A 26913-nucleotide genomic window follows, 5' to 3' on the forward strand; every position below is an offset into this window, starting at 1 on the left:
CCGTTAACAGGGCCTTTTGCTTTTAGTATTTTTCATTTTAAATGATCAGCATAGCATCGCCGTAAGTGCCAAAGCGGTATTTCTCCTTAATGGCAACCTTGTAAGCATCCATAACCTGATCGTACCCGCCAAATGCACAAACCATCATTAGGAGGGTTGATAAAGGCAAGTGGAAGTTTGTAACCAGCATGTTTGGTACAGCAACCTCGTATGGCGGGAAGATAAACTTGTTAGTCCACCCGCTGTATGGCTTTAGGAAGCCATCGGTTGTCACGGAGCTCTCAAGGGTGCGTAGCACGGTTGTGCCAACAGCGCAAACGTTGTGCTGGTCGCGTTTGGCCTTGTTAATGATGTTGGCGGCATCGTCACCTATCCAGATCTGTTCCGAATCCATTTTGTGCTTGGTCAAATCCTCAACATCAACAGTTCTGAAGTTGCCTAAGCCAACATGAAGGGTAATCTCGGCAAAGTTTATTCCTTTAATCTCAAGCCGTTTGAGCAGATGCTTGCTGAAATGCAGGCCTGCGGTTGGAGCTGCAACTGCACCCTCGTGCTTGGCGTAAACGGTTTGGTAACGCTCACGATCTTCGGGTACAGCCTCGCGCTGTAGGATATGCTTTGGAACAGGCATCTCGCCTAACCTGTAAAGGGTTTCCTTAAACTCCTCGTATGAGCCGTCGAAAAGGAAACGCAGGGTACGTCCACGGCTGGTGGTGTTGTCAATAACCTCAGCCACCAGAACATCATCTTCGCCAAAATAGAGCTTATTGCCTATTCGGATTTTACGGGCAGGGTCAACTAAAACATCCCATAGCCTTTGCTCCCGGTTCAACTCACGGAGAAGGAACACCTCTATTTCAGCCCCAGTCTTTTCCTTATTGCCGTATAGGCGTGCTGGAAAAACCTTTGTGTTGTTGAATACTAAAACGTCGTGTTCGTTCAGATACTCAATAATATCCTTAAAAATCCGATGTTCAATTTTCCCGGTTTTCCTGTTCAACACCATTAGCCTCGATTCATCCCTGTTCTCAACAGGAAATTTTGCAATTAAATCTTTTGGCAGATTGTACTTAAATTGCGATAGCTTCATATGTATAGTTTTACTTCAATTTACACAAAGATATAACTTGCCACCAGGCGTTGTCAACAGTTTTACCCTTAATTTATAGGAATTTGCAAAGATAATCTATTATTTTAGAGCATGTGCACCTTATACGGCAATATTTAGCTTTGGTTACCCAAATCGGAAAGTTTTTTTTCCACCTCAGCAATTGATAAGGCTTGCTCAATTGAGAAAATACCACTACGCGTACGCCGTAACTCAACCAGATGTGCTCCTGTGCTTAGGGCCTTACCAATATCGCGGGCTAAGCCTCTAATGTAGGTACCCTTGCTACAAGCTATTTTTATTGTTAGAAACGGTAAATCGAAACCGATAAGTTCAATGCTATGAATCTCGATTGGAACCGGTTCAAGCTTAGGATCGATACCCTTACGAGCATACTCGTAGGCACGTTTTCCGTTAACATACTTTGCTGAGAATGCAGGGGGTTCCTGCAACTGCCAGCCAGTAAAATTCTTTAAAGTTGCTTCAACTAATTCCCGAGTCACGTGGTCAAAGGGGTAAACAGCATCAACATCGGTCTCCAAGTCGAACGATGGGGTTGTTTCGCCAAGCTTGATTTTAGCAATGTACTCCTTATTGTCGGCCGTAAGCTCCATAACCCTTTTGGTAGCTTTCCCGGTACAAATTACCAATAGGCCCGTAGCCAATGGGTCAAGGGTTCCTGCATGGCCAATTTTAGTTGATTTTTCGCCAGTGTATTTTTTAATCAACGATCGTAACTTCCCCACAACATCGAACGAAGTCCAATCGTATGGCTTATCGATAAGTAATATGGTACCCTCCTTAATGCTCTCGAAACGGTTTACCTCCATGGGCTAGGCTAAAAACAGTGCAACTATTCCAACCAGTGCACAGTAAAGTGCAAACCAGTAAAGATTCCCTTTCCGAACAATGCGAAGCATGAATGAGCAGGCCAAAAAGCCCGATACAAATGCAGCAACAAATCCTGCAACAATGGGCGCAGTAATGGTGTTTGAAATATCACCTTTAATAATATCGAGAAAAACAGCTCCAAGTACGGGAATAATAACCATAAGAAATGAAAAACGAGCTACCTCATCGCGGTCCTTGCCAAGCAAAAGTCCGGTAGAGATGGTAGCGCCCGAACGACTTAACCCGGGCATAACGGCAACAGCCTGGGCTAGACCTATAACAACAGAGTCGAAATATCCTACTGGCTTTGTGTTTTTGGGTTTTACTAATCGGGTTAAAGCAAGTAGAATGGCGGTAACAAGCAACATGGAACCCACTACCAATAAATTTCCCTCAAAAAGAGTCTCAATTTGGTCCTTGAATAAAACACCTATAATACCAACAGGAACCGCTGATATTATAAGCTTAAATACGTAATGGGTTTGGCTGTTCAGCTTTAAGCTGAAGAATCCCGAAAATAAATCGATTATCTCCTTACGGAAAACAAGTAGGGTGCTTAAAACCGTAGCCACATGAACTGCAATGCTAAACTCCAAGTTGTCTTCGAGTTGAACCCCAAGCAAAGCCTTCGATAGTTCAATGTGTCCGCTACTACTTACAGGTAAGAACTCGGTTAAACCCTGAATAATGCCAATAATTATGGCCTCAAAAATGGTCATTTCAAATACTTTTTAATGAAAAAAATTAGCTATCCTTTTTCTCGCGTTTCATTATGGCGTAACCCACAAATGCGAACCCAAATAGTACAACAACGGGGGCAAGCGTAATACGTCGGAAGCTGAAAATGTCGGGGTTGAACACATTGGGGTCAGTTGATCCACCGCCTGCCATGAGAATGAAACCCAGAACTATTATGGCAAAGCCAATTATCATCAGCTTATAGTTCATCCAGCTTAAGGGAAAAAGATTCTCTTTTTCCTGTATCTCCTTTTTGGGGGTATTTTTTGCAGACATAACTGTTAATTTTATCGGGTTAATAGTAAAGATCATCGGTGCTTGAACGTAAAAATTTATTCACTGCCATCAGGGTTGCCAAAAAGTTAATAACTATTCCAATTGCAGTAATTGCTGCAAATACAAGCACAATGCTTGGCGGATCGAGGATGGCAAGCAAATCGGTAACCTCCTTGTTTATAGCATACAGCAATCCTATTAACAAAGCAATGGCAATAAAGGAAGCGTATAGGGCATGTAAAATGCTTTTCAGCAGGAAAGGTCGTCGTATAAAACCCCAGCTTGCCCCAACTAATTTCATGGTGTTAATGATAAATCGCTTGGAGTAAACGGACAACCTAATAGTATTGTTAATGAGCACAAGGGAAATGAAAAGCATCAGTCCTGCAAATGTCAGTATCACCAAGCTAATACTACTAACATTATCGTTAACCAGATTGATGAGTGAGCGCTGGTAGTCAACCTCCTTTACCTGGGGGAAACGCTTTAACCACCCCTCAATACGTGCAATGCTATCGTTATTGGCGTAATCGGCCTTAAGCCTTGCCTCAATGTATGCATTTAATGGGTTGTATCCCAGGTAGGCAATAAAATCCTCGCCAAGCTCATTGGCCATCATTTTAGCGGCATCCTGCTGTGTGAAGTACTGGGTTGATTTTATGTAGATACTAGCATCGAGCTGCTTTTTCAGGTAAAGGGCATCGGCATCGGTAACTCCCTCGTTCAGGTAAATATCGAACCCAATGTTTTCCTTAACGTACGCTGAAAGTTTCTTTGCGCTAATAACCAAAACCCCGAGCAAACCCAAAGTAAAAAGCACTAAGGAGATGCTTATTATTGATGAGATATAGGAACTCCTCAACCTCCCTTTAGTTGCCCTGTTTACTGAATTAGCCATTTACTCCTTAAATGTTTTATACAAACTAAAGCTTACCCAACCAACAAAGGTAAGTATTAATAGCAACGATGAAGCCAAATCGATATACATTCCTTTTTTCCACATAGGCGGGTCAAATACAAACTCAATTTCATGGTTACCAGCAGGTATTTGCATGGCTCTTAACACGTAATTTACCCTGAAATGATCGGCTGGTTTGCCATCGAGGTACGCTTGCCAACCTTTGGGATAGTAAATCTCGGAGAAAACAGCTAGCTGAGAAACAGGCGAATCGCTCCTATACTTCAGCCTATTAGGACGGTATTCAGTAAGTTCAATCTTACCCTGACCCGATTTACCCTGCTCAAAACCTCTAAGGTATTGCTCAAATCGCTTATCGACTACTGCTATTGATTTTGGGTTGAGGCCATTCAGGGCCTCAATCTCCTCATCGGCATTATTAACAACTTTAACTGAGTCCACAAACCATGCATGGCCTAGTGCATCGGGGTTGTATACTGCAACGGGACCTTCCTTACCGGGTTGTATAATATACTTTGTGTTTAACATGTTAAACACAGCAATATTACCCTTGGATAGATGAAAATCAATTAAATCCTGATAGCGACGCAGCTTGGCTCCATGGTATCCGCCAATTGATTTATGGAAATAGGATGTGGATGCATCGTTGAATGGGCTAACGGTAAGGTTAAACACACGAAAATTTGGATCGTTATCGGCTAGTATCTGCTTATCGGCATCGGTTGGGGTAAAGGGGGCTTCAACCTGCTGGGGTAACTCAAAGTTCTTGTTATCCATAAAGCGCTTGTTTACTACCCACAAATCAACAGTAATGAGCAGGCCCAGCAAGGCAAAGAATAGTGTTGGCTTCAACTTTTTCATGTAGTAAAGCGCAATGGTAACTGCACCGGCAAGTACAAAGAATAGTGAGCGGAAAGCATCGTTCCACATCAGCGCTTGCCTATCCTTGCGCATTACCTCAACAATCTCCTTGGGCCAACCCAGCTGATTGTCAATTGAACCGCTAAAGGATAACATTCCCTTGCCAAGCAGCAGGAACAGCAGACAAATTCCTCCAACCAATCCCACTGACCATTTAAATGCTTTCCAAAAATCATCCTTTGTAACCTTGCCTTCAACTATTTCCTTAAGGGCAAGTATTCCTAGCAAAGGAATGGTTAACTCAGCTATAACCAGTATCATCGATACCGTTCGGAACTTGTTGTAAAAGGGGAAATAATTCAGGAATAAATCGGTAAGAAAATTAAAATTTTTACCCCATGAGAGCATTATTGCCAGAACAGTAACCCCAAACAAAAACCACTTAAATCTACCTTTAAGGATAAACATCCCGAATACAAAAAGAAAAACTACAATTGCACCAATGTAAACAGGACCAGAGGTTGATGGCTGCGGGCCCCAGTATGTGGGTAGGTTTTGTGCTATGGAACTGGCTTGACCATAGGGAACACCATTCTGCCTGAGAAAACGGAATGTTTCCGATTTTTCGCCAACATCCATGGTGCTTGAGCCGCCCATCAAATTAGGGATAAGCAGGTTAAAAGTTTCAGCTATTCCGTAACTCCACTGGGTTGCATAGTCCTTGTCCAGCCCCGAAGTTCTATTATCCCTATCATGGGTTAACTCAGATTTGCCTCTGATTGTATCCTTACCATAATCGTTAGTGAACCATAGGTAGGTAAAGTTAGCGCCAAAAGCCAGAACTGCTGCCAGAAGCAAAATACCGGTAGCTTTGGCAAACATCCTTAAGGCTTTAGCCTTAAATGCCTCAACAAAATAGTAGAGATAGACAGAGGCCATTACAAGTGCACCATAGTAGGTGATTTGCGGGTGCCCTGCATTGAGATTGAGTCCAAAAGCTAGTCCAAAAACTGCCAAACCAGCAAAAAGCTGTCCACGTAAAGCCAAAATCATTCCAGCAATTGTTGGGGCAACATATGCTATGGCATGAATCTTAGCGTTATGCCCTGCTCCAATAACTATGAGGAAATAGGTTGAAAGGCCATAGGCAATGGAACCCACTATTGCAAGCCAAGGGTTTACCCCAAAAACAAGAAGTAGAATATAAAATCCTAACATGGTTAGGAAAATATAGCTGGCAGGCCGTCCCACCACATTTAGGAAGCTATCGACATGCTTTAGCAGGTTTCCCTTGTAGCTAGCCGAAATGAGATATGCCGGCATTCCTCCAAACATGCTGTTTGTCCAAAGCGACTCCTCGCCTGTTTTTGCCTTGTAATCCAAAATTTCTTTCGCTGAGCCTTTCCACATAGCAATATCGTGCTGAGCTAGCCTTTTACCCTGTAGCTGTGGGTAGAAATAAGCTAACGGAATGGCCATGAAAAGCAGCAAGGCTACTATATGAGGCTTTATCTTACTAAATTTTGAATTCATGCCGGCAGGTGTTTATTTATATTTGACGTAGTAGGTTAGTTAGCGAAACCTTATCGTTCATTATCTCGCGCAGGCGCGATGCGGGAACACGCTCTTGCTCCATGGTATCGCGGTAGCGAATGGTTACCGTTTCATCGTCGAGCGTTTGGTGGTCGACGGTAATACAGAATGGAGTACCAATTGCATCGTGGCGGCGGTAACGCTTGCCAATAGTATCCTTTTCCTCGTACTGGCATGCAAAATCGAATTTTAGGTCGTCCATTATTTTGCGGGCCATCTCGGGTAATCCATCCTTTTTAACCAGTGGGAAAACAGCAAGCTTAACAGGAGCCAGGGCAGGCGGTATGCGAAGCACTACGCGCTCATCGCTGGTACCATCCTCCTTAGCCACTTTTTCCTCAGCGTAAGCAGCCGAAAGAACAAGCAGGAAAGTACGGTCTAAGCCAATTGATGTTTCAATTACGTAAGGAATATAGCTTTGGTTGATGTCGGGATCAAAGTACTGCAGCTTTTTACCCGAGTGCTTTTGGTGGTTAGCCAAATCGAAATCGGTGCGGGAATGAATCCCTTCCACCTCCTTAAACCCGAATGGGAATTCAAACTCGATATCGGAAGCGGCATTGGCATAATGGGCAAGTTTCTCGTGCTTATGGAAGCGGTACTTGCTGTCGCCAAACCCCATGGCGCGATGCCAACGCATGCGTTTCTCCATCCAGAACTCATACCATTTCATCTCCTCGCCAGGGCGAACAAAATACTGCATTTCCATTTGTTCAAACTCACGCATGCGGAATATGAACTGCCGGGCAACAATCTCGTTGCGGAAAGCCTTTCCCACCTGGGCAATTCCAAAAGGAATTTTCATACGCCCGGTTTTCTGAACGTTGATGTAGTTAACAAAAATACCCTGAGCGGTTTCGGGTCTAAGGTAGATTGTGTTTGCCTCATCGCTAACCGAGCCAAGCTTGGTTTCAAACATCAGGTTAAACTGGCGTACCTCAGTCCAGTTGCGGGTACCTGAAATGGGGCAAACTATCTCGCAATCCTCAATTATCTTTTTAACCTCAGCCAGGTTGTTCTGTTCCAGAGCCTCAACCATCCTATGGTTAACGGTGGTAATGCTTTCGGAAAGTTCAACTACCCTTGGGTTGGTTTGGCGGAAAAGCTCTTCGTTAAAAGCATCGCCAAAACGCTTGCGGGCTTTTTCAACCTCTTTATCTATCTTTTCGCGCTGCTTTTCCATCCATTCCTCAATGAGTACATCGGCACGGTAACGTTTCTTACTATCCTTGTTGTCGATAAGAGGGTCATTGAAAGCGCCCACATGCCCCGATGCCACCCAGGTTGTAGGGTGCATGAAGATAGCCGCATCAATACCAACAATGTTTTCGTTCAGGCGTGTCATGGCCTCCCACCAGTAACGGCGTATGTTATTCTTCAGCTCAACGCCGTTCTGCCCGTAATCGTAAACAGCGCTAAGCCCGTCGTAAATCTCACTCGATGGGAATACAAATCCATACTCCTTGCTATGTGCAATCAGCTTTTTGAATAGTTCCTCCTGTGTCATAAATGCTTCAAATGAATTTCCAGTAACTCACAAAAATAGTTCAATTTCTTTACATCCAAAAAAATGAGTTTTGGCAAATATGTTTTGACTTTGTAAATGGCATTTCATATATTACCAAAAATTTTGATACTGCAATGGTTCGCTTAAAGCCTTTCATAACAACCATTACAAAATATCTTGTACTGCTTTTTGTATTAACTAGCGCGGTTCATGCACAGTATCTTGCAAATTCCACAAATAACAAGTCAATAAAAATTGACGAGGTAAAACCTTTATCACAAATTCCTGAGTATAAAATTAAAGCAGCCCTTATCCTTAATATTGCCAGTAACATTGAATGGCCAAACGAAAGGATTATTAAAGAATTCGGAATACTAATTGTTGACAGCGATACACTTATATACAATGAAATCAGAAGTGTTGAACCCAGCTATAAGCTTAAAGGGAAACCCATAAAAGTATATCTTTCGTCGCTTCCAGTAAGAAAGCCAACAGAATATTCAATTATTTACCTAAGCCACAGCTATAGCCCTTTAGTTAACTCAATTTACCAGCAAATAGTTGGTAAAGGTGTGCTCATTGTTACCGATGAAGGAACTGAACGGCTACTTACCATGGTAAACCTTTTTCTCAACCAGGAAAAACAAAATGTATCATTCGAGATTAACCGGCATACCCTTGAGGAGAATGGATTTACCCTCAGCCCAAAGCTTGTTGCCCTTGGTGGGAGCTTTATTGATATTAAAGAGCTTTACCTAAAAACCTACCACCAGCTAATTGAAGAGAATAAAAAACTGCAGCAACTACAAACCGACCTAACCCGCTACCAGCAAGAAAAAGCAGAATACGAAAGCGAGATCAGAACGCTAAACGAAAGGGTTAATAGATTAAATCAAAATACTGCGGTTCTTGAGAAACAGTATGCCAATGCAAGTGTTTCCCTTAAGCAAAAAGATAGCTTGCTCCTAATTGCAACGAAGGAGATTGCCAAAAAAGTTGCAGAGAGTCAAAAACTGCAGATAGCTATCAATAAACAAGTGGCATTGATAAACTCCTCGCGTAGCCAACTGGACTCACTGAACAAACAAATTGTTCAAACCCAAAAAGTTTTAGACCAGAAACAAAAGGAGATTGAGGAACAGGACATAGTTATATCGGAAAAGGAGAGTATCATTCTTAAGCAGCAAAGACGATTTTTTATTATGCTTATTGCCCTTGTAGGAATCTCATTTACTCTGGTATTTGCGTTTTGGGCATACAGCATTAAACGAAAACTCAACATCAAACTTGAAAAACAGGTAGAGATTAGAACAAACGAATTAAACATAAGCCGACAACACTACCAAAGGCTTTTCGATAATTCACCTGTGGCTATGCTTGAGCTTGACCTGTCGCTCCTTTTAAACTACGTAACTTCTATCGGAATTCCTTTGGATTCGATGTACGAAGTTGATCGTAGTTTCTCCATTGCAAAAGTACGTGAAGGCCTTAAATACATACAAGTTGTAAATGTGAATAATGCAGCATTAAAGCTGCTTGGGTTTGAAAGCAAAGATGATGCTATTGAAAATTACATAAGAACCTACTCCGAAGAATCGCTTGAGACATTCCGGGAAGTTTACAAAGCATTAATAGAACGAAAGCAGTTCAGCGAGTACGAAAGTATAAGGAATACAAAGGAAGGTAAGAAGCTTTTTGTGGTTTTAAAGTGGATAGTACTACCCGGACACTCCCACGATTACTCCAGAGTGTTGCTATCAATTACTGACATAACAAAGCTTAAGGAATACGAGAAAGAGTTGACCCAACACCGTGATCATCTGGAGGAAATTGTTGAAGAACGCACCCAACAGATTGTCCAGCTGAACAAAATGCTCCAGGAGTCAAATGAAGAGCTACTGCTTAAAACCGAGGAGTTAGAACAAACCATACGTTTACTGGAAGATGCCCAAAAGCAGCTTGTACAGCAGGAAAAAATGGCCTCGCTTGGTATGCTCACCGCAGGGATTGCGCATGAAATAAATAACCCCATTAACTTCATTAGCGGGAGCCAACAGGCTATCGAATCGCTGCTCGATGAGCTTTGGAATAGCCTGAACATATACCGCGAAAATGCCCTAAAGTACTCGCCCCAAAACATTACCAATGAAATTGAAACCAATAATAGCATTCAGGTTGAGGAACTTTACAGCTCCATAAAGTTAATGCTTCGGAATATTGAAATTGGTATTGAGAGAACTACTGGTATTATCAGGAGCCTAAAAGCCTTCGTTCGGTCCGATAGTAAAGAGTACGTTCCGGTTTCAATACCCGAAACCATTGCCGATGTGCTCAACATGCTGCGGGGTAACTATAAGGATAGAATTGAGATTATTCAGCACTACGACCAGGACCTTCCCAAAGTCAAATGTTACCCTAACCAGCTACATCAGGTTGTTATGAATTTGGTAGCCAATGCCATTGATGCCATACCGGGTGAAGGAAAAATTTACATAAGCGGTGAGTTCTCCAACTCCGATAACAGCGTTACCATTCGTATAAAAGATACTGGCGCAGGAATCCCAAGCGATATCCAGGAAAAGATCTTCGACCCGTTCTTCACCACTAAGGATGCTGGTAAAGGAACTGGTTTGGGGCTTTACATCACCTACAATATTATAAAGTCATTAAATGGCGATATAAAAGTAAACTCAGCACCAAATCAAGGGGCTGAGTTTACAGTAACACTTCCAACTTATGAGAAGATTTAGTTAACCTAATGCTTTTCAAACCTTTTAAAAGCTGACTCAATTATATCACGTAACTCATCCTTCTTCCAGGGCTTCATGATGTAGCGGTACACCAACTCCTCATTAATAGCCCTGAGCATGACCTCTGATTCCATGAATGCCGTAAGGAGGATACATATTTTTTGAGGGTTTTCCCTTTTAATCCTCTCGATAAAATCGATGCCGTTCATGTGGGGCATCTTCAGATCCGATATAATCACATTGATGTCCTCGTTCTTAAGGATATCGAGCCCCTCTTGAGCCGAATCGGCTACAAGTATGGTAAAATCGTTCCGGAAGTTAATCTTAAATAGTTCAAGGTTAATTACCACATCATCAACGTATAATACCTTTTTTTCCATGGTTAACAGGGTTGATTACCCACAAAAGTATAGGTATTTGGGAAATATGCAAGCACTTCCCAAATACCACAAAGATTAATTCTTAACACAGCGGACTGAGTATGCAGAACCAGAAGAACCCTCGGTGATAGATACACTTCCCGTGTAATTGTCTATACTAACAATTTCTATTGTACCACCTGTACTTACCCAGAAATAAGCATTTGAACCCGTATAGGGAGGCATCCAATAAAACATATCCCAGAAAGTACTACCTCCACCACGGGCTGTAAATCCAGTCTCATTGGTTGCAAATAATACACCTTGATCAGGAATCCAGTTGAAAATTCCAGCAAGAACTTCACGATACGGCTCAATAATCTTCTTCCCTAGGTTGGCTGAATTTAAAGTCCAATCGGCACCGGATACGAAAGCAAACATAGTTTCCCATTCAGCTTGTGTTGGCACATGCCAACCGTCGGGGCAAACATTTTTACCGCTAACTGTTACTGCGCTATCCAAGTAGTAGTTTCCAAATACGGTTGTAGAGTCAGGGGTTGTAAATTTATAAAAGTGACTGGGATTAATTGGTACACCATCAGAGTACTTGGTGGTTTTTAGGTTTTCGGCCATCCATACCTGCGTGCCTATCTTAACCGTTCGGTAGGTATTACCGTCGACATCGGCAACCGGGGGTTCCGGCATCCCCACATTGGTTGTCACATTCCCTGCAACCACCATATCGCTGTACGATACCATGGTGTTTACAATGTATGTGCTATCCGGGGTTACCTCAAAGAAATTAGGATTGCTAGACTTAGCGTTTGTTAACCCCCCTACAGCAAAGCCGCCCTTGGCTCCCTTGGTGTTGCTGTCGTCAAAAGCAAACCGGATGCTGTCGGGTAGTAACGACATGTAAACATTGGTTCCCGACTTCCCGTTGGTGAGACCGCCAACCGCAAAGCCGCCCTTGGCCCCCTTTACCACTGGGCTGTCATCGATAAAGAACCTTGTGCTGTCGGGGTGTATGGTCATGTAGGTGAGCGTATCGCCCTTGCCATTGGTGAGGCCACCCACGGCAAAGCCGCCCTTGGCTCCCTTGGTCAGGTTGGTCTGGTCAAACAGGAACTGGGCATAGGAGGGCTCCAGCTGGAAGTAGGTGGGTGCTGGGGCTTTACCGTTGGTTAGTCCGCCCACGGCAAATCCACCCTTGGCCCCCTTGCCGCTGCTTCCCTCAACATTAAATCGTACCCCGGTTTCGTAAACCGCCATTACAACCTGACCCTGCGAGTTGGTAACCGCAAAAATGGGTTTGTCGGGATCATGCCCCCCTCCGGGTGATACTATTACCGTACTGTCCAGAACGCTTACCCTTGCGGTGGGCGCCCATTCCACTCCATTGGAAAATACGGTATTCCCAACTGCTCCCAAGCTGGATATCCCGTTGCTGGCGTTCAACGATTTTTCCGCCAGAAAGGCGTAGGGTACAGCAACTATCTGGCTTGTTCCCAGGTCAGTAAAACTTTGCTGATCCTGCTTTCTTACCTTCAGCTCCAGGAAGATGGGATCGCTCCAGCTGATACCGCTAAAAGTGCCCGCGTTAACCGTGCCCGCACCAATCTCAAAGGCAACCAAACCCTGACTGGTGGTGGTTTTGGTATGGGTCTCGGAGTATACAACGTCGCCGGTGGCGGTTGTTTTATGCAGCAATACCTGTAGCTCAACCTGCTGGTTTGCCATTACGGTTCCATCGGCATTCCGCAGGACTGCCTGGTAGGCTATCCGTTGGGGTACCTGTGCGCTAATTCCATAGCCTACTAGCACCAGTAGTACCACCATTGCCTTTCCTAAACATTTCATCTTTGTATAGTTTTTAGTTTTAAGTATTAAAGAACACAAGTTATATTTTTAAATACTACTTGTCAATTATTTTATGATAATTTGATATTAATTCTTCATTCTTAATTTTAAAGTTTTATGAGCCATTAAAAACGTGAAAGATTTTACCCTGTGTATGCATTACTTGCCCATAGGTTATAATCATTCAAAATTATTGTTTTGGCATCAATGTGATGTCATTAATTTAGAATGATTCTTAACATGTAGAAACAAAGCAAGTAAATACATTGCAGATACAGCTAAACTCTTTATATTCGGCTGTTCTCTATTAAAAATCTATTAATCTAATTTTGACGAATGGCGGTTTTGGATTGATGAATGAAATTGGTTTTACTTCTTTATCTGGAAATACCCTATCAAATCGGTAAGTGCTTTAGCTCTAGCATTCAGTTCCTCAGCGCTGGCTGCAACTTCCTCCGAGAGCGATGCGTTCTGCTGGGTGGTATTGTTAAGTTCCTGCACCGAGGTGTTCACCTGCTCCGTTCCAGTGCGCTGCTCGTGGGTGGCCGCGGTTATCTCCCTGATTAAATCAGAGGTTTGTATTATCTCGTGCACGTTCTGGTTCATAATATCCTTGGCCTTGCCCGATATCTCCGCTCCCCGCTGCGATACTGCAATAATCTCGTTGGCGGCCTGACGGCTACGCTCGGCCAAGCGCCTTACCTCGGCAGCTACCACGGCAAAGCCCTTCCCATGCTCACCCGCACGGGCAGCCTCAACGGCTGCGTTAAGCGCCAGCAGGTTGGTTTGGAATGCAATATCATTGATGATTCCAATCTTCTGCGCTATCTCGTTCATGGAGTCCAGCGCCACATTGGTGGACTCAACACCCTCCTCCAGCTTCTTTGACGTGGATGAGGCAATGCGCTCTGTTTGAATGGCATTCTCCGAGTTCTGCTGTATGCTGGCCAGGATCTCCTCCATGGCGCTGGATATCTCCTCCAACGACGAAGCTTGCTCCGAGGTAACCTCCGATAGGCTGGTGGCACTCATGCTCAACTGGCTTGCCGATGATTCCAGCTCTCCTGCGGCCTGTGAAATGCCATCGATCACCTCGCGTAACTTATCGGAAAGATTGCCTACCGATTTACTTAACCTCCCGAGTTCATCGTCGTGCTTAACAAACTCAGGATTAACCTGTACTGTGAGATCACCCTCGCTTATTCTTTGAATATCATCAATTGCCTTGTCTAGGGGATAACGTACCTTTTTTGCTATTAAGTATATCACCCAAACACCTACAATAATAACTACAGGTGTAGTTATGTATGCAGGGAAAATTTCTGGATAGATGTACTTTAGGTTAACCATAACATCAATAAGAATCCCCCATGATATTATTAGAGCTCCCATAAGAAAAAGAATGGAGTTCTTGAAAAAGTACCTTATGGTGAGTATGCCCACTGGTAATGCAATTAGCATTATTACTATGAGTTCAAGTATGCCCTTATTCATGGCTGTAAGGTTTAATGTTCAACATATGCATTTTGTGGGCAATATAAAGTAATACATGAGTTAAGTCAAGGAAAACTACACGAAAAATTCATCTGTTATTATCTTTTCATGTATTGATTGGCTTAAGCGCTGGTTTTGATAATTGATTCGCTCCCCAATACCTAGCAATCTATGTATCCTGAACCGGTTTTTAACCGAAACATTACATAGCAGCAAATCGAGAAGTTTTGCTACAAACTTTGGTTTAACTATTCCTACCAATGATTTAGTTCTATCATACATGGACAAGGGTTCCCTAAAACCAGCACCATGGTGGTAAACCAAATCGGCGTAAATACCGAACATTAATCCATGGTTAGTTAGCTGTGAGGTGCGCTCAAGTGGTAGCCAGTCAATTTTTAGGTCGATTAGAATTTTTAAGAGATTTCCCCCTACATCCGTTCGGTGCGTTCCAGCAGTGGTTTCCCATTCGTAACCCTCCTTCCAGTCACCTTCAATTGATTTCCAGAACCCTACCGTGGTAAAACAGAACGAAGGGTGCGGCTGTAAATCGCCAATATTTTCAGTTCGCCTTATGGCGGCAACCGGGTACTGTTTTAACGTTAAGGTGACGAAACTATCAATAGGTTTAACGGGAAAGGCGTCGCCATCAATAAAAATAAGGATATCCTCATCGTTAGCTTGAAGTGAAATAAACCGGGCTAGAAGATTTAACTTAATGGCATGTTCGGTAATGGGCTCGCAGCAGGCAAAGTAGAATTTATCCTTATGTTTACAGGCATCGCCACTCAGAAACGCAAAAACTCTATATGGCTGGTTTATGTTCCTTTTAAAATATTTGAGCTGAATGTCGATCCATTTATCGGTTTCCCAGTGGACGGTTGCAATATAAATCATACCTACTGCTTTCTTATATCACAAAAATAACCAAATTTGCCTTAGTTATCCATAAATGGTAAAATGGCAAATCCCATTCAAAGCCCAGCGGTTTTAATTTTTACTGCCGAAACGTTCCCGGCGATGGCCGGCGATGGCCGTAATGCCCTGCTTGTAGCATCAAAACTCAATGAGAATGGCTACTGTGTAAAGCTAATCTGCCTTAACCCTAATGGGAAACTACCCAAGAAGGAAAAATTGAATGGGGTTGAGATATCCCGAATAAATTATTGGTACCGTACAATTATTGGAAGATTTTCCTTAAGGCTAAGCCTTTTCCAATACTTAACCATCAATTGTAATAGTAGTTCCAAATGGATGATTTTTGGGGCGATGCCCGGGTATAAACTAATTGCCTTTGTCGCCACCCTAAAAGGGGTTGATTGTGTTTTCCGCTCTACGCTATGGGGTTTTGATGATGCCGAGAGTATTGCCGGAAACTCACATCGGTTCTACACCCGATATTTATTGGGTAGGCTTTACGGCTACTACGCACTTAACTCTGCATTTGCAAATTCATGGAAAAGCGTTTTTGGTAGCTTTAACATTTTGCAATCGGTACAGGGTGTTGATTTAAAAAAGTACGATATCGATCATAGAAATGGGATTCGCCATGAGCATCGTGGTAAACTTCAAATTGCCGACGGTAAGTTTGTAATACTAATGGTGGGGCATCTGATTGAACGAAAAGGCTTTCCTGAAATTGCAGATTGGCTAAGTAGAATTGATGAGGATTTTCTTCTCTTGCACATTGGCAGCACCGAGGCCCCCGAATGGGATACCATGAGCAGGTATAACGTGGTAATGAAAAATCTAAAAAAATACGTTGAAGAAAAATTAGGCGATAGGGTTCGGTTCCTGGGCCGACAGAACGATACAACCCAATTTTACCTTTCGTCCGATATCCTATTGGTGGCATCGCATGCGGAGGGATTCCCGCCAAACTCGGTTAACGAGGCATTGGCCGCAGGCCTGCCAGTGCTAACCCGACGAATACCAGGCGTTGCCGATGTTATTACGGACGGTGTTAATGGCTTTGTATTTACCGATGAAGCGGAGTTTACCCGTAAGCTTTCCGTTTTGATTAACAACCCAGTTAGGCGTTATGAACTTGGGCGAAATGCCCGCGTTTTTGCTCAGGATAAACTTGATATCAATAAAATCGTTCCTACACTACAAAATTTTCTTGGTCTTTAACTTGGAATCAATGTCGTTTATTTAACAAAAATATACATGCCTGTCATCCTGAACGTAGCAAAGGATCTCGATTTATTTAAGATTTAAAATTTAAGATTTAAGATCTCACTTGTTAGCACAAGTCTTTGGACGCACACATAAATCGCCCTGAAAGGGCAAATCACATTAGCCCTGGGTTTTAACCCAGGGGATTGAGGTATTCAAATTATTTTGCGATGCACGCAATACTTTTTCCAATGAGCAAGGGTGAAGCATTGCATCGCAACAGAAAAGTACCGCAAAGAGCGGTTTCCAAAAAAAACCATAAGGAATAAAGGGTTAAAGGAAAGAGATGCTTCGGCTAGCTCAGCATGACAAGGGAGCAGAAGGAAAGATAGGGTTTTTGTCATCCCGAGCAAAGTCGAGGGATCTCAATTTAAGAACTCACTAGTTAGCACACGTCTCTATACACACACATAAATCGCCCTAAAAGGGCAAGTCACATTAGCCCTGGGTTTTAACCCAGGGTATTGAGGTATTCAAATTATTTTGCGATGCACGCAATGCATTTTCCAAAGAGCAAAGGTGAAGCTTTGCATCGCAACAGAAAAGTACCGCAAAGAGCGGTTTCCAAAAAAAACCATAAGGAATAAAGGGTTAAAGGAAAGAGATGCTTCGGCTAGCTCAGCATGACAAGGGAGCAGAAGGGAAGATAGGGTTTTTGTCATCCCGAGCAAAGTCGAGGGATCTCGATTTAAGAACTCACTAGTTAGCATACGTTTCTATACACACACATAAATCGCCCTGAAAGGGCAAGTCACATTAGCCCTGGGTTTTAACCCAGGGTATTGAAGCATTCAAATTATTTTGCGATGCACGTATTGTATTATCCAAAGAGCAACCGTGAAACGTTGCATCGCAACAGAAAAGCAATGCAAAGAGTCATTTACACGTTCTTTCTTGTCTTGATACAAGAAAGAACCAAAGAAAATCAAGGCTGAAAAGCCCTACCCGATGGGTACCCCGCGGGTGGAACTGCCACGCAATACAATTCGCCACACCATAGGCGTGGTACATGTGGTATCGCTTACTAGGCCCACCGCAACGTTCCACCCCTGACCCATTGCCGGGTCAGGCTTTTATGCCTCTGCTTGCTTCTTCCGATCCATTCCCTCTCAGGGAAAAGGGCTAGGGTTAGGTCGTTTCCCACATTCAACCTAGATGACCCCTCTAAATCTCCCCTGAGAGGGGAGACTTTAGCCCTTCAATAAGATTTCCTTATCGCTTCTCCCCTCTCCTGTCAGGAGAGGGGAGGGGGCGTGGTCAATTTCACGAACAACCAACAACGCTTCCAGCCCCGTAGGGGCGTAATATTTGTAACACCATGATTATTCCTACATGTATAGCGATGCACGCAATACTTTTTCCAAAGAGCAAGGGTGAAGCTTTGCATCGCAACTGAAGAGCATGGCAAAGAGCGGTTTCAAAAAAAAACAAGGGTTAAAGGTAAAGAGTTGCTTCGGCTAGCTCAGCATGACAAGGGAGCAGAAGGGAAGTTGGGGTTTTGTCATCCCGAGCAAAGTCGAGGGATCTCATCAAAGGATTGAAGAAAAAAGAGCAAAGAGATGCTTCGGCGAAGTCAATCCCGATAAATCGGGACTCAGCATGACAGCGTGATGTTTCGCTTGCGCTCAACATGACAAATAACCATACCTAAACGACATTGAATTAAGATATCTGCTCATCATGTTTAACAAATTTTTATGGTATTCATGCAGCATTATCGTTTTTTCCTCTGTCTTTAGGATAATTCAATTTAAAAATTTACTGCCATGAGATTCGGAATTTTAGCTGCGCTGCTTATTGCAGCAACCGTAACCAGCACAACTACAAGTGCTCAGGAAACCCGAAACTTTGATGCTAAGGGATTTGACGGAATAAGAAACAGCACATCGGCCGAGGTGCAAATTTCACAATCGCCAAACTATGGTATTGAGGTAACCGCAAAGAGTGAGGTTTTAAATGAACTTGAGATAGTTGTAAAGGAGAATGTTTTGCATATCAAAAGCAAGGACAACCTAAGATTTTCAAGTAACTGGGGTAAAGTACTGGTCAAGGTTTCATGCCCGGATATTAAACTTTTGGCTCAGAATGGCTCGGGCAATATGATTGCACTAACGCCCATAAAAGGTGCCGACGAATTTACAGCTTCAATAAATGGGAGTGGCGATATATTGCTAAAAGAGATACAGGCCAACTCGGTACAGGTAAGCATAAACGGTTCAGGTAACATAAAAACCTCATCGCAAGGGAAAACCAATACGCTAAAGGGCACCTCTAACGGGTCAGGGAATATCGATCTGGAAACACTAACCTCGGAGATTGCTCAGCTAAAGCTGAACGGTTCTGGCGATGCAACTGTAAGGTGCAACAAGGAATTTAAAGGATCAATAAACGGGAGCGGAAGCATCACGCTTTATGGTAATCCCCTTATTGATGCCAAGGTTAACGGTTCAGGACGATTAGTCCGTAAGTAAGGATTGGAAAAATGGAGCACGAAAAATTAACGGCTGAGGATATTCCTCGGCCGTTCGTATTTTAATAAATTTGGGAGAAGTGAGGTTTCCAATTTGATGAATTGGCATAGGTTTGGGATGCATAAACTAAATTCCCCCTCCCGGAATATGCAAAACTTGCGTATAAATTTGTAGTTTTGATTTTTATTCTAAGCTTTAGCATCATGCTCAGGGTGGCAGTTGATTTTGATGGTACAATTGTGGAGAATGAGTATCCCCAGTTGGGAAAGCCCATGCTATTTGCCTTTGAAACCCTTAAGGAACTTCAAAAAAGAGGCTTTGTCCTTATCCTATGGACTGTGCGAACCGGTGAACTGCTCGAGGAGGCTGTGGAGTTCTGCCGCCAGAATGGGGTTGAATTCTACGCAGTTAATCGCAACCACCCTGAAGAGATTCTTGACCCGGAGACTCCCCGTAAGCTCGATGTTGATGTTTTTATTGACGATCGCAACCTGGGTGGATTTCCCGGTTGGGATAAGGTGTTCAGCATGCTTTGCCCCAACGAGCCCTATGAGGTTTCGCAGAAAAAGGTTTTAAAACAGTATAAAACGAAAAGTTTTGTACGACGTATCTTTGGTATTTAACATCTATTTTATGCTACAAAGAATTTCAATTTTGCTATTAGTTCTAGCCGTTGCTTGCACAAATGGCCGAAAGGATCAACTGCCCGATACCACTAGTATTCCAGCAGAGAATCCTTTGCATCTTATCCGGTTCGACAAGCCCACAAGTGGTTCAATATTCACAGCCGGCGAAAGCATTGATATTACAATTAAACTAACCGATACCATTCAGCCCGACTCCATTGTGTTTTACCGTAACAGCGAACGAATTCAGAAAGTTAGCAATTTATCGTTCATCTTACAAACGCAAGCTGGTAAACCCGGCACAATTCAGCTGAATGCTACAGCATGGAAAAATGGGCGCAGGCAAACGGCATCAATTTCCGTAAAGCTCAAATCGAATACAAAACCTGCCAGCTACAGTTACCGAATAGTAAAAGCCTATCCGCACGACCCCGAAGCCTACACTCAGGGTTTATTCTACCATAACGGCTACCTGTACGAGGGTACTGGTCAGCAAGGCGCATCGAGTTTAAGAAAGGTTGAGCTGGAAACTGGCAAAATATTACAGAGCGTAAACCTAAGCAGGGAATACTTTGGCGAAGGCATTGCCATTCTTGATGATAAAATTTACCAGCTTACCTGGACAAACGGTACAGGCTTTGTTTACGATGCTGCCACTTTTAAACCCTTAAACACTTTCAGCTATACCACGCAGGGCTGGGGGCTAACCACCAATGGAAACGAACTTATAATGAGCGATGGCTCAAATACTATCTACTTTAGAGAGCCAAGTGGTTTTAGTGAGCTCAGGAGAATTGAAGTATTTGACAACAATGGGCCCGTTAAAATGCTTAACGAGCTAGAGTACATTGATGGTAAAATTTACGCTAATGTTTATCTGACCGATAGGATAGTAATAATTAACCCCGAAACCGGAGTGGTAGAAGGAAATATTGACATGCAGGGACTTTTAACTACTGCCCAACGAACCGGCAAGGAAGATGTATTAAACGGTATAGCATACGACCCCAATGGAAAGCGAATTTTTGTTACCGGAAAGCTATGGGGTAAACTATTTCAGGTTGAATTCATAAAGAAAAAGTAGATGACAACCCGCACTGAAACCGATTACCTTGGAAGTTTACAAATCCCTGCCGATGCACTTTACGGAATACACTCGGTAAGGGCAAAAGATAATTTTCCTGATACCACACAGTTCCATGTTGAGTGGTACCAGGCTATGGGACTGGTAAAACAGGCATGTTACCTTACCTATGCGGAAATGGTTAAGGCACTCCAGGAAGAAAATTTATACCACTATAGCAAAGGTTTTATTCCGCCCAACGTAGTAAATGCCCTAATTGCAGTTGCAGGCGAAGTGCATGAGGGCAAGTACTTCGACAGTTTCATTGTCCCGGCCATTCAGGGAGGTGCTGGTACAAGTATTAACATGAATGTTAACGAGATAATTGCTAACGCAACACTCATCAGGCTTGGCCATAATCCCGGCAACTACACGGTTATCGATCCCATTGAGCAGGCCAATGTTTACCAAAGCACAAACGATACGGTACCAACAGCACTTAGGGTAGCCGTGGTAAGGTTGTTAACCCTGCTCGAGGAGCTAATCAATAACACCCGCCAGGCAGTTGAAACCATTGAGAAAAGCCACCGAAACTCATTGCGCATAGGTTACACGCAGCTACAGGCAGCGGTACCATCGTCGTACGGACAGCTGTTCAGCACTTACAGCGAAGCGCTATCGCGCGATTGGTGGAGGGTTTCAAAATGCTTTGAGCGTATAAAGGTTGTTAACCTTGGAGGAGGAGCCATTGGTACTGCAGTGGGAACACCCCGTTTCTTTGTAATGGAGGTGGTTAAGCACCTGCAACAGCTAACCGGATTCCCGTTTACCCGCAGCGAAAACCTAAACGATGCCACAGCAAACCTCGATTCATTTGTTGAGGTACATGCCATTCTCAAAGCCCATGCAGTGAATATTGAGAAAATGGCATCGGATATACGCCTGCTGGCGTCGGATATTGCGGGCAATGCAATTAGCATTCCCAAACGACAGGTGGGCAGCTCAATTATGCCTGGCAAGGTAAACCCCGTAATCCCTGAATTTGTAGTAAGCATTGCCCATCGGGTTTACACCAACGATATGCTTATCTCAAACCTTGCCGGACAGGGTGCGCTTGACCTAAACGCATACCTGCCAACCATTGGACACGCCATGATTGATTCCATAAAGCTACTGATTGCTGCCAACCAAGCCCTTGCAAGCCATTTACTCAATGGCATTGAGATCGACTCTGAGAAATCGGCTCAGCTACTGATGTTTAATCCATCCATAACCACAGCCCTGCTCCCGATTATTGGATTTAACCGGGCTGCAATGCTTGCGCAGGAAATGCGTCTGAAAAAAATTGATATTTTCAGCGCCAACCAAAACCTGAAACTAATTCCGGAAGAAAAACTGGTTGAATTGGTAAAACCAAACAACCTGCTTAAGCTGGGTTTCTCGTTTCGCGAGGTGATTGATTAATTCTCAATATCTATTTCATTACCTAGTTGGCCCGCATCTTCAGATGCGTGCAGGAAGAAGTGCCCAATATGGTGTATTGCCTTGTGGGAGTGGTTTACCCGTTGTTGAGCACCCAGAATTTTGCTTTAAAGCATACCGGTTTTTTAAAAATTTACTAACTTTACCTTGTGTTCTTTGAGTGTATAAGCCATGTCAAGTTCTACGATGAAATTCACCGCCTACGCCAGGGTTTCGCGAGGCATTGCCTGTCCCGCCTAAGGCGGGAAGCACGAGCCGCTGTTTGGCATAATAAACATGAACGGACGGGTGTACGACCCCGTGCTGGGCCGCTTCCTTAGCCCCGATAACTTTGTTCAGGCTCCCGATTTCACCCAGAACTTTAACCGGTACGCATACTGCCTCAACAACCCGCTGAAATATACTGATCCGACGGGAGAAATATTTGTAATTGATGATATTCTTTTTGCAGCTGCAATAGGGGCAATTATAAATGTAGCTGTACAAGGTATGTCTGGTCACATTAATAGTGCCGGAGATTTCTTTATGGCTGCAGGAATTGGCGCTTTAGCTGGAGCTGGAGGTGCTTTTGTTGGAGGTGCGGTTGCAGGTGCAATTGGCTATGGAGGATTTGCGGGTGGAGCAACAATTGGGGCTGCCTCTGGATTTGCTGGAGGCTTTATCGGAGGGGCTGGAAACTCTTGGATGAATGGGAGCAACTTTGGAGATGGTTTAGTAGCTGGTTTGAAAGGAGGTTTAATTGGCGGAATTTCTGGTGGTTTAATAGGAGGGACAATTGCTGGTATTGACGCAGTAAGGAGTGGTTCTGATTTTTGGAATGGAAGTGTTAATGAGGTCGGAGGAAGTGGTTTTGGAACGTTTTTAGATGAAGAAATTCCTGCCGGCGCTAAACCTACAGCTACTGGTGAAATAGCCGAAACATCAACTAATCCTAATTATGGCAAATATGGTATGACACGAAATGGAGGCGCAAAAGCTCACTACGGAGTTGATTATGCGGGCAAAGAAGGGGATGATGTTTTTGCTATGTACGATGGAAAAGTAATTAAAATAGGCGGCTCTAAGGAATATGGAGAAAACTTTGTAAGAACATCATCAACTATTAATGGGAAAACATACAATGTAGATTATGGCCATATGTCAAAGAGCGTTGTATCTATTAATAAAATGGTTTCAGCTGGAGAAAAAATTGGTGAAATGGGACGGCTTGGAAACTTGGCCGGAACTTCATTTCCAACGCATGTTCATATTGCTGTTTGGCGTCCTGTAAATGGTTTACAGGGTTTTGTAATGCCTTGGTGGAAGTGATAACAATAAATAACTTAATGATGAGATTATATTATATTTTGCTTATGCTTGCATTTGTTTCCTGTGGCGGGCATTCCAACTTGGAATTTAAACTGCAAAATTCCTTTCAAATTAAGCTCCAAAATCAGATTTGTATTAATACAAAAGATTGTTTTTATTTTAGTACTGACAGTAGCCTTTATCAGCTCTTTATGTATTACTCAAATGCTGAATGGGAAAAGAAAAAATTGATAGATAAAGTAGATTTTAGCCCGTATAAATCAAAGATACATAGCTTTCAATCACAAAGTAATGAGTCTTACGTTGTTTTATGGGAAACAGAATACGAAATTTATCCTTTAATTTATGCTTACTATATCACAGAAGGGAAAATAGTAAAAATAGGAGAGTTTTTAATTTCTTTACCTTGTCAAACGTGTGAGAGTTTAGAATATCCAATAAAAGATATTCGAATACTTCAAAATGGAAAGGATATTATAATTTCTTTTTTAAAAGATGTAAATTTTAAGCCAAGAAACGATAATGACTGGAAGTTGTATAAAGCTGGGGTATTAAAATGCATTTTTAATACTGAAACAAACGAATTAAAATACAACTATCGTTGAGTTAATTGGATAGCACAAACAATCAATAACTTAAAATAAAGAACCTCGGAAATCCGAGGCTCTTTACTTATAATGCAGCAACGTCTTTTTGGAAAGAAGGCTTTAAACTTCTTTTTGGTGAGCATGGTATCAATCATCTTAAAGATTACATGCTTATCTTCACCATCCATTACTGGTTTAACCAGAACTTTGTTTGATGTTTTTTCCCTAAGCCGGGACTTCACGAGGCATTGCCTGTCCCGCCCCCTACTCGCGTTCGTCGTTTGATTCATGCTATTGTTACAATTCCCTGTATCAGTCCAGTCTTTAAAATCATTAAATTAAAGGAGGTTGGGTGGCGGCCGCACCGCCATCCGTACATTTTAGCGGTTTCACCTACAGTTGCTTACGTTCCGCCTAAGTTAAACGTTGCGCTTTGGCCTGTACATATTTTTAAAAACCATTTCACACGTGTGAACGAGGAATTTTACTAGTTTTACTGAAAATTGCTGAACAGAATTGTCGTTATAGCAGGCGTTTGAAGATGAACGCAAATGAGGGTTGTTTAACAAAATGTTTTCCTACATATGAAAAAATTTACTGAATACATAGTGGTTGTTGCTGTTGGGTTACTTTTTACCTACCTGTTTGCTGGCGATGTAGTTAAAAATATTAATCACAGATACTTTGCCCAAAGCGGCGATGGTGCAAAGGACTACTATGCCACATTCTACCACATTAAGCACGATAATAGCTACATACATTCCAACAGCATGAATTATCCCTTTGGCGAGAGTATCTTCTTTGCGGGTTCGCAGCCAATTGTAAGCAATACCATTAAGTTCATATCACAAAACATATACGATGTTAGCCCTTACACTGTAGCCATACATAACCTTCTGATTCTGATTAGCATTGCCCTCACGGTTCTTGTAATCTACCTGATTTTTAAACATCTTAATCTACCCATTTGGTACTCGTTACTTGTGGCTATAGGGATTACTTTCCTTTCCCCTCAAATTGACAGGATTGGAGGGCATTTTGCCTTGAGCTACACCATTGTGCTTCCGTTATTCATTCTGCTTTTGCTAAAGTTCCACCGCCAAAAAAGTATTGGTCTATCAGTACTCATTCTTTTTGCTGGAATGTGGGCATCAATAACCCATGGTTACTTTTTCACTTTCTACATGGTGATGTTTTTGGCCTACTGGCTCTGGCAAAAGCCTTGGCGTAAGGAGTTTGAATGGCGCAAACAGTGGTTACACGTGGTGCTGCAAATTGCTATTCCTCTTATTGTTGTCCCTACCCTAATTTTGTACATAGAGCCCGTTGAGGATCGAACAACATGGCCATGGGGTTTTCTGTTTTACCGGGCTTTCCCTGAGTCGGTGTTTCTTTCGCCGGGTCGCCCTTACTGGGGCTGGCTAAATAGCCTTGTAAAAATACGTAACCTCCAGTGGGAGGGAATTGCCTATGTTGGATTGGTGTCTACAATCATTTTTTTAATAGGCCTTTTCAGCTTAATTAAAAATGCTGTTAATAGACGTTGGGGAAAAACCCTTGCCATAACCAGTCAACCTCTAATGGATCGGCTTTTCTGGCTGTCGTTTTTACTCCTTTTATTCTCATTTGGAATTCCGTTTATCTTTAAGATGGAGTTCCTGCTGGAATACCTTGGGCCTATTCGTCAGTTCCGTGGTATAGGTCGATTTGCATGGCTTTTCTACTACACCATGAACATTGTGGCGTTTTACCTAATTTGGCAGAAAGCTAAAGGGTATAAACCTGTTTACAGGATTTTACTGGTAATTCCAATAACCATTTTGCTCTACGATGCCTGGTTTCATAGCAAATCGCAAAAACACTTTATCAACAATAACCTACCTGAGTTGGATTATGCCTTTCATTCAAACAGTAAGCCCAATATCAATATTGATGAGTTTCAGGCCATCATGCCAATTCCCTTTTTTAGCGTGGGAAGCGAAAACTACTGGCACGAATCGGCCTGCTTTGGTTCCATGGTAAAGATGTATGCCTTATCGCAGCTAACTGGGTTGCCCCTTAACGCCACCTACACAAGCCGATCATCGGTTTGGCAATGCGTGGAAAACCTCAACCTGATTATGGAACCGCTCCAGGAATACCCCGTGCTTAAATACTACAACCATGGTAAGGATATCCTTTTATTTGTTGACCCACATTGCGACCAAATAAACCAGAATGAACGCCGAATTATTACCATATCAACCCCAATTGACACACTCTGGGGGTATGAGCTACGAAGGTTGAAAGTGGCCGACCTTGCTAAGCTGCCCGAGGTATACCGTAATGAGTACCTTAATGCTACCCCTGGAATGGCCGATAGCATTTCTGGTAATTACTACTTTCAGGAATTTGAGAGCACTCCCACACCCATAGCGTTTACAGGAAACGGGGCGCTCAAGATAAACCGACGGGGTTACACAAACCTTTACTGGGGGCGCTTGCCAAACAACAGCTCATCGGAAATAACTGTGTCGTTCTGGGTTAACCGCATGAAAGCAGATATTGTACCCCGCAACCGTATTGAGATTGTTACCGGTAAAGAGGAAGGAAAGTGGGAAACCTGGAATGGGTTTGGTTTTATGGAGAAAACAAAAGCATTCTGGAACGATTGGGCATTGGTGGAGTATAACCTGAAGCTCAACAACCCGTCCGATTTTATTTGCATTTCGGTTGCTCCCTTGCTGGCTAAAAGCGGAGATGTTTACATTGATAATTTTTTAATCAAGGGGGAAAAGGATAATGTAATTCTGAAGAAAAACGATGTGACACTAGTAAATAACAGACTTTTTCAATGGTGATT

General features: G+C 42.9%; 20 protein-coding genes. 9 read left to right on the top strand and 11 right to left on the bottom strand.

Annotation, left to right across the window (positions count from 1 at the left end; all coding sequences use genetic code 11):
* Positions 1–37: 37 nt before the first annotated feature.
* The 7 genes from queA to AB6811_RS03005 all read right to left on the bottom strand — a co-directional run bounded on the left by queA (position 38) and on the right by AB6811_RS03005 (position 7893).
* Positions 38–1090 carry a tRNA preQ1(34) S-adenosylmethionine ribosyltransferase-isomerase QueA gene (gene queA, locus AB6811_RS02975; RefSeq protein ID WP_369488897.1) on the bottom strand — a complete coding sequence of 351 codons (1053 nt, stop codon included), beginning with the start codon at positions 1088–1090 and terminating at the stop codon, positions 38–40.
* Between the two features lie 134 nt (positions 1091–1224).
* Positions 1225–1938: a tRNA pseudouridine(55) synthase TruB gene (gene truB, locus AB6811_RS02980; RefSeq protein ID WP_369488899.1), complete on the bottom strand. Its 714-nt coding sequence runs from the start codon at positions 1936–1938 to the stop codon at positions 1225–1227.
* A gap of 3 nt (positions 1939–1941) precedes the next feature.
* On the bottom strand, positions 1942–2718 hold the full coding sequence (locus AB6811_RS02985) for an undecaprenyl-diphosphate phosphatase (protein WP_369488901.1): 777 nt from the start codon (positions 2716–2718) through the stop codon (positions 1942–1944).
* Between the two features lie 25 nt (positions 2719–2743).
* A complete protein-coding gene (locus AB6811_RS02990) occupies positions 2744–3013 on the bottom strand; it encodes a DUF3098 domain-containing protein (RefSeq protein ID WP_369488903.1) in 270 nt (89 codons plus the stop codon).
* Between the two features lie 19 nt (positions 3014–3032).
* Positions 3033–3911, bottom strand: a complete 879-nt coding sequence (locus AB6811_RS02995; RefSeq protein ID WP_369488905.1) for a cell division protein FtsX — start codon at positions 3909–3911, stop codon at positions 3033–3035.
* Positions 3912–6326, bottom strand: coding sequence for a YfhO family protein (locus AB6811_RS03000; RefSeq protein ID WP_369488907.1), 2415 nt, complete (start codon positions 6324–6326; stop codon positions 3912–3914).
* Positions 6327–6342: 16 nt separating this feature from the next.
* Entirely contained in the window at positions 6343–7893 is a 1551-nt protein-coding gene (locus tag AB6811_RS03005) for a glycine--tRNA ligase (protein WP_369488909.1), read from the bottom strand.
* 134 nt (positions 7894–8027) lie between these two features.
* Here AB6811_RS03005 and AB6811_RS03010 point away from each other — a divergent pair, with 134 nt between their 5' ends.
* A complete protein-coding gene (locus AB6811_RS03010) occupies positions 8028–10643 on the top strand; it encodes a YfiR/HmsC family protein (protein ID WP_369488911.1) in 2616 nt (871 codons plus the stop codon).
* Positions 10644–10648: 5 nt separating this feature from the next.
* Here AB6811_RS03010 and AB6811_RS03015 read toward each other — a convergent pair whose 3' ends face one another.
* From AB6811_RS03015 to AB6811_RS03030, 4 genes are all read right to left on the bottom strand, one after another.
* Complete coding sequence (locus AB6811_RS03015) at positions 10649–11023, bottom strand: response regulator (protein ID WP_369488913.1); 375 nt, start codon at positions 11021–11023, stop codon at positions 10649–10651.
* A gap of 75 nt (positions 11024–11098) precedes the next feature.
* Positions 11099–12862 (bottom strand): fibrobacter succinogenes major paralogous domain-containing protein, encoded by a 1764-nt coding sequence (locus AB6811_RS03020; RefSeq protein ID WP_369488915.1) that lies wholly within the window; start codon positions 12860–12862, stop codon positions 11099–11101.
* A 369-nt stretch (positions 12863–13231) separates the two neighbouring features.
* On the bottom strand, positions 13232–14356 hold the full coding sequence (locus AB6811_RS03025) for a methyl-accepting chemotaxis protein (RefSeq protein ID WP_369488917.1): 1125 nt from the start codon (positions 14354–14356) through the stop codon (positions 13232–13234).
* 75 nt (positions 14357–14431) lie between these two features.
* Positions 14432–15253 (bottom strand): hypothetical protein, encoded by an 822-nt coding sequence (locus AB6811_RS03030; protein WP_369488919.1) that lies wholly within the window; start codon positions 15251–15253, stop codon positions 14432–14434.
* A 63-nt stretch (positions 15254–15316) separates the two neighbouring features.
* Between AB6811_RS03030 and AB6811_RS03035 the strand changes: the two genes are divergently transcribed.
* From AB6811_RS03035 to AB6811_RS03070, 8 genes are all read left to right on the top strand, one after another.
* Positions 15317–16489: a glycosyltransferase family 4 protein gene (locus AB6811_RS03035; RefSeq protein ID WP_369488921.1), complete on the top strand. Its 1173-nt coding sequence runs from the start codon at positions 15317–15319 to the stop codon at positions 16487–16489.
* Between the two features lie 1811 nt (positions 16490–18300).
* The gene (locus AB6811_RS03040) at positions 18301–19005 is read left to right on the top strand and encodes a head GIN domain-containing protein (RefSeq protein ID WP_369488923.1); all 705 of its coding nucleotides are present in this window, start codon (positions 18301–18303) and stop codon (positions 19003–19005) included.
* A 203-nt stretch (positions 19006–19208) separates the two neighbouring features.
* Complete coding sequence (locus tag AB6811_RS03045; RefSeq protein WP_369488926.1) at positions 19209–19628, top strand: BT0820 family HAD-type phosphatase; 420 nt, start codon at positions 19209–19211, stop codon at positions 19626–19628.
* 10 nt (positions 19629–19638) lie between these two features.
* On the top strand, positions 19639–20715 hold the full coding sequence (locus AB6811_RS03050) for a glutaminyl-peptide cyclotransferase (RefSeq protein ID WP_369488928.1): 1077 nt from the start codon (positions 19639–19641) through the stop codon (positions 20713–20715).
* Entirely contained in the window at positions 20716–22158 is a 1443-nt protein-coding gene (locus AB6811_RS03055) for a lyase family protein (RefSeq protein ID WP_369488930.1), read from the top strand.
* Between the two features lie 276 nt (positions 22159–22434).
* Positions 22435–23484, top strand: coding sequence for a peptidoglycan DD-metalloendopeptidase family protein (locus AB6811_RS03060; protein WP_369489071.1), 1050 nt, complete (start codon positions 22435–22437; stop codon positions 23482–23484).
* Between the two features lie 17 nt (positions 23485–23501).
* The gene (locus tag AB6811_RS03065; RefSeq protein ID WP_369488932.1) at positions 23502–24089 is read left to right on the top strand and encodes a hypothetical protein; all 588 of its coding nucleotides are present in this window, start codon (positions 23502–23504) and stop codon (positions 24087–24089) included.
* Positions 24090–24655: 566 nt separating this feature from the next.
* Positions 24656–26911, top strand: a complete 2256-nt coding sequence (locus AB6811_RS03070) for a DUF6311 domain-containing protein (RefSeq protein WP_369488934.1) — start codon at positions 24656–24658, stop codon at positions 26909–26911.
* The last annotated feature ends 2 nt before the right edge of the window (positions 26912–26913 follow it).

Source organism: Tenuifilum sp. 4138str, from assembly GCF_041102575.1.
GTDB lineage: Bacteria > Bacteroidota > Bacteroidia > Bacteroidales > Tenuifilaceae > Tenuifilum > Tenuifilum osseticum.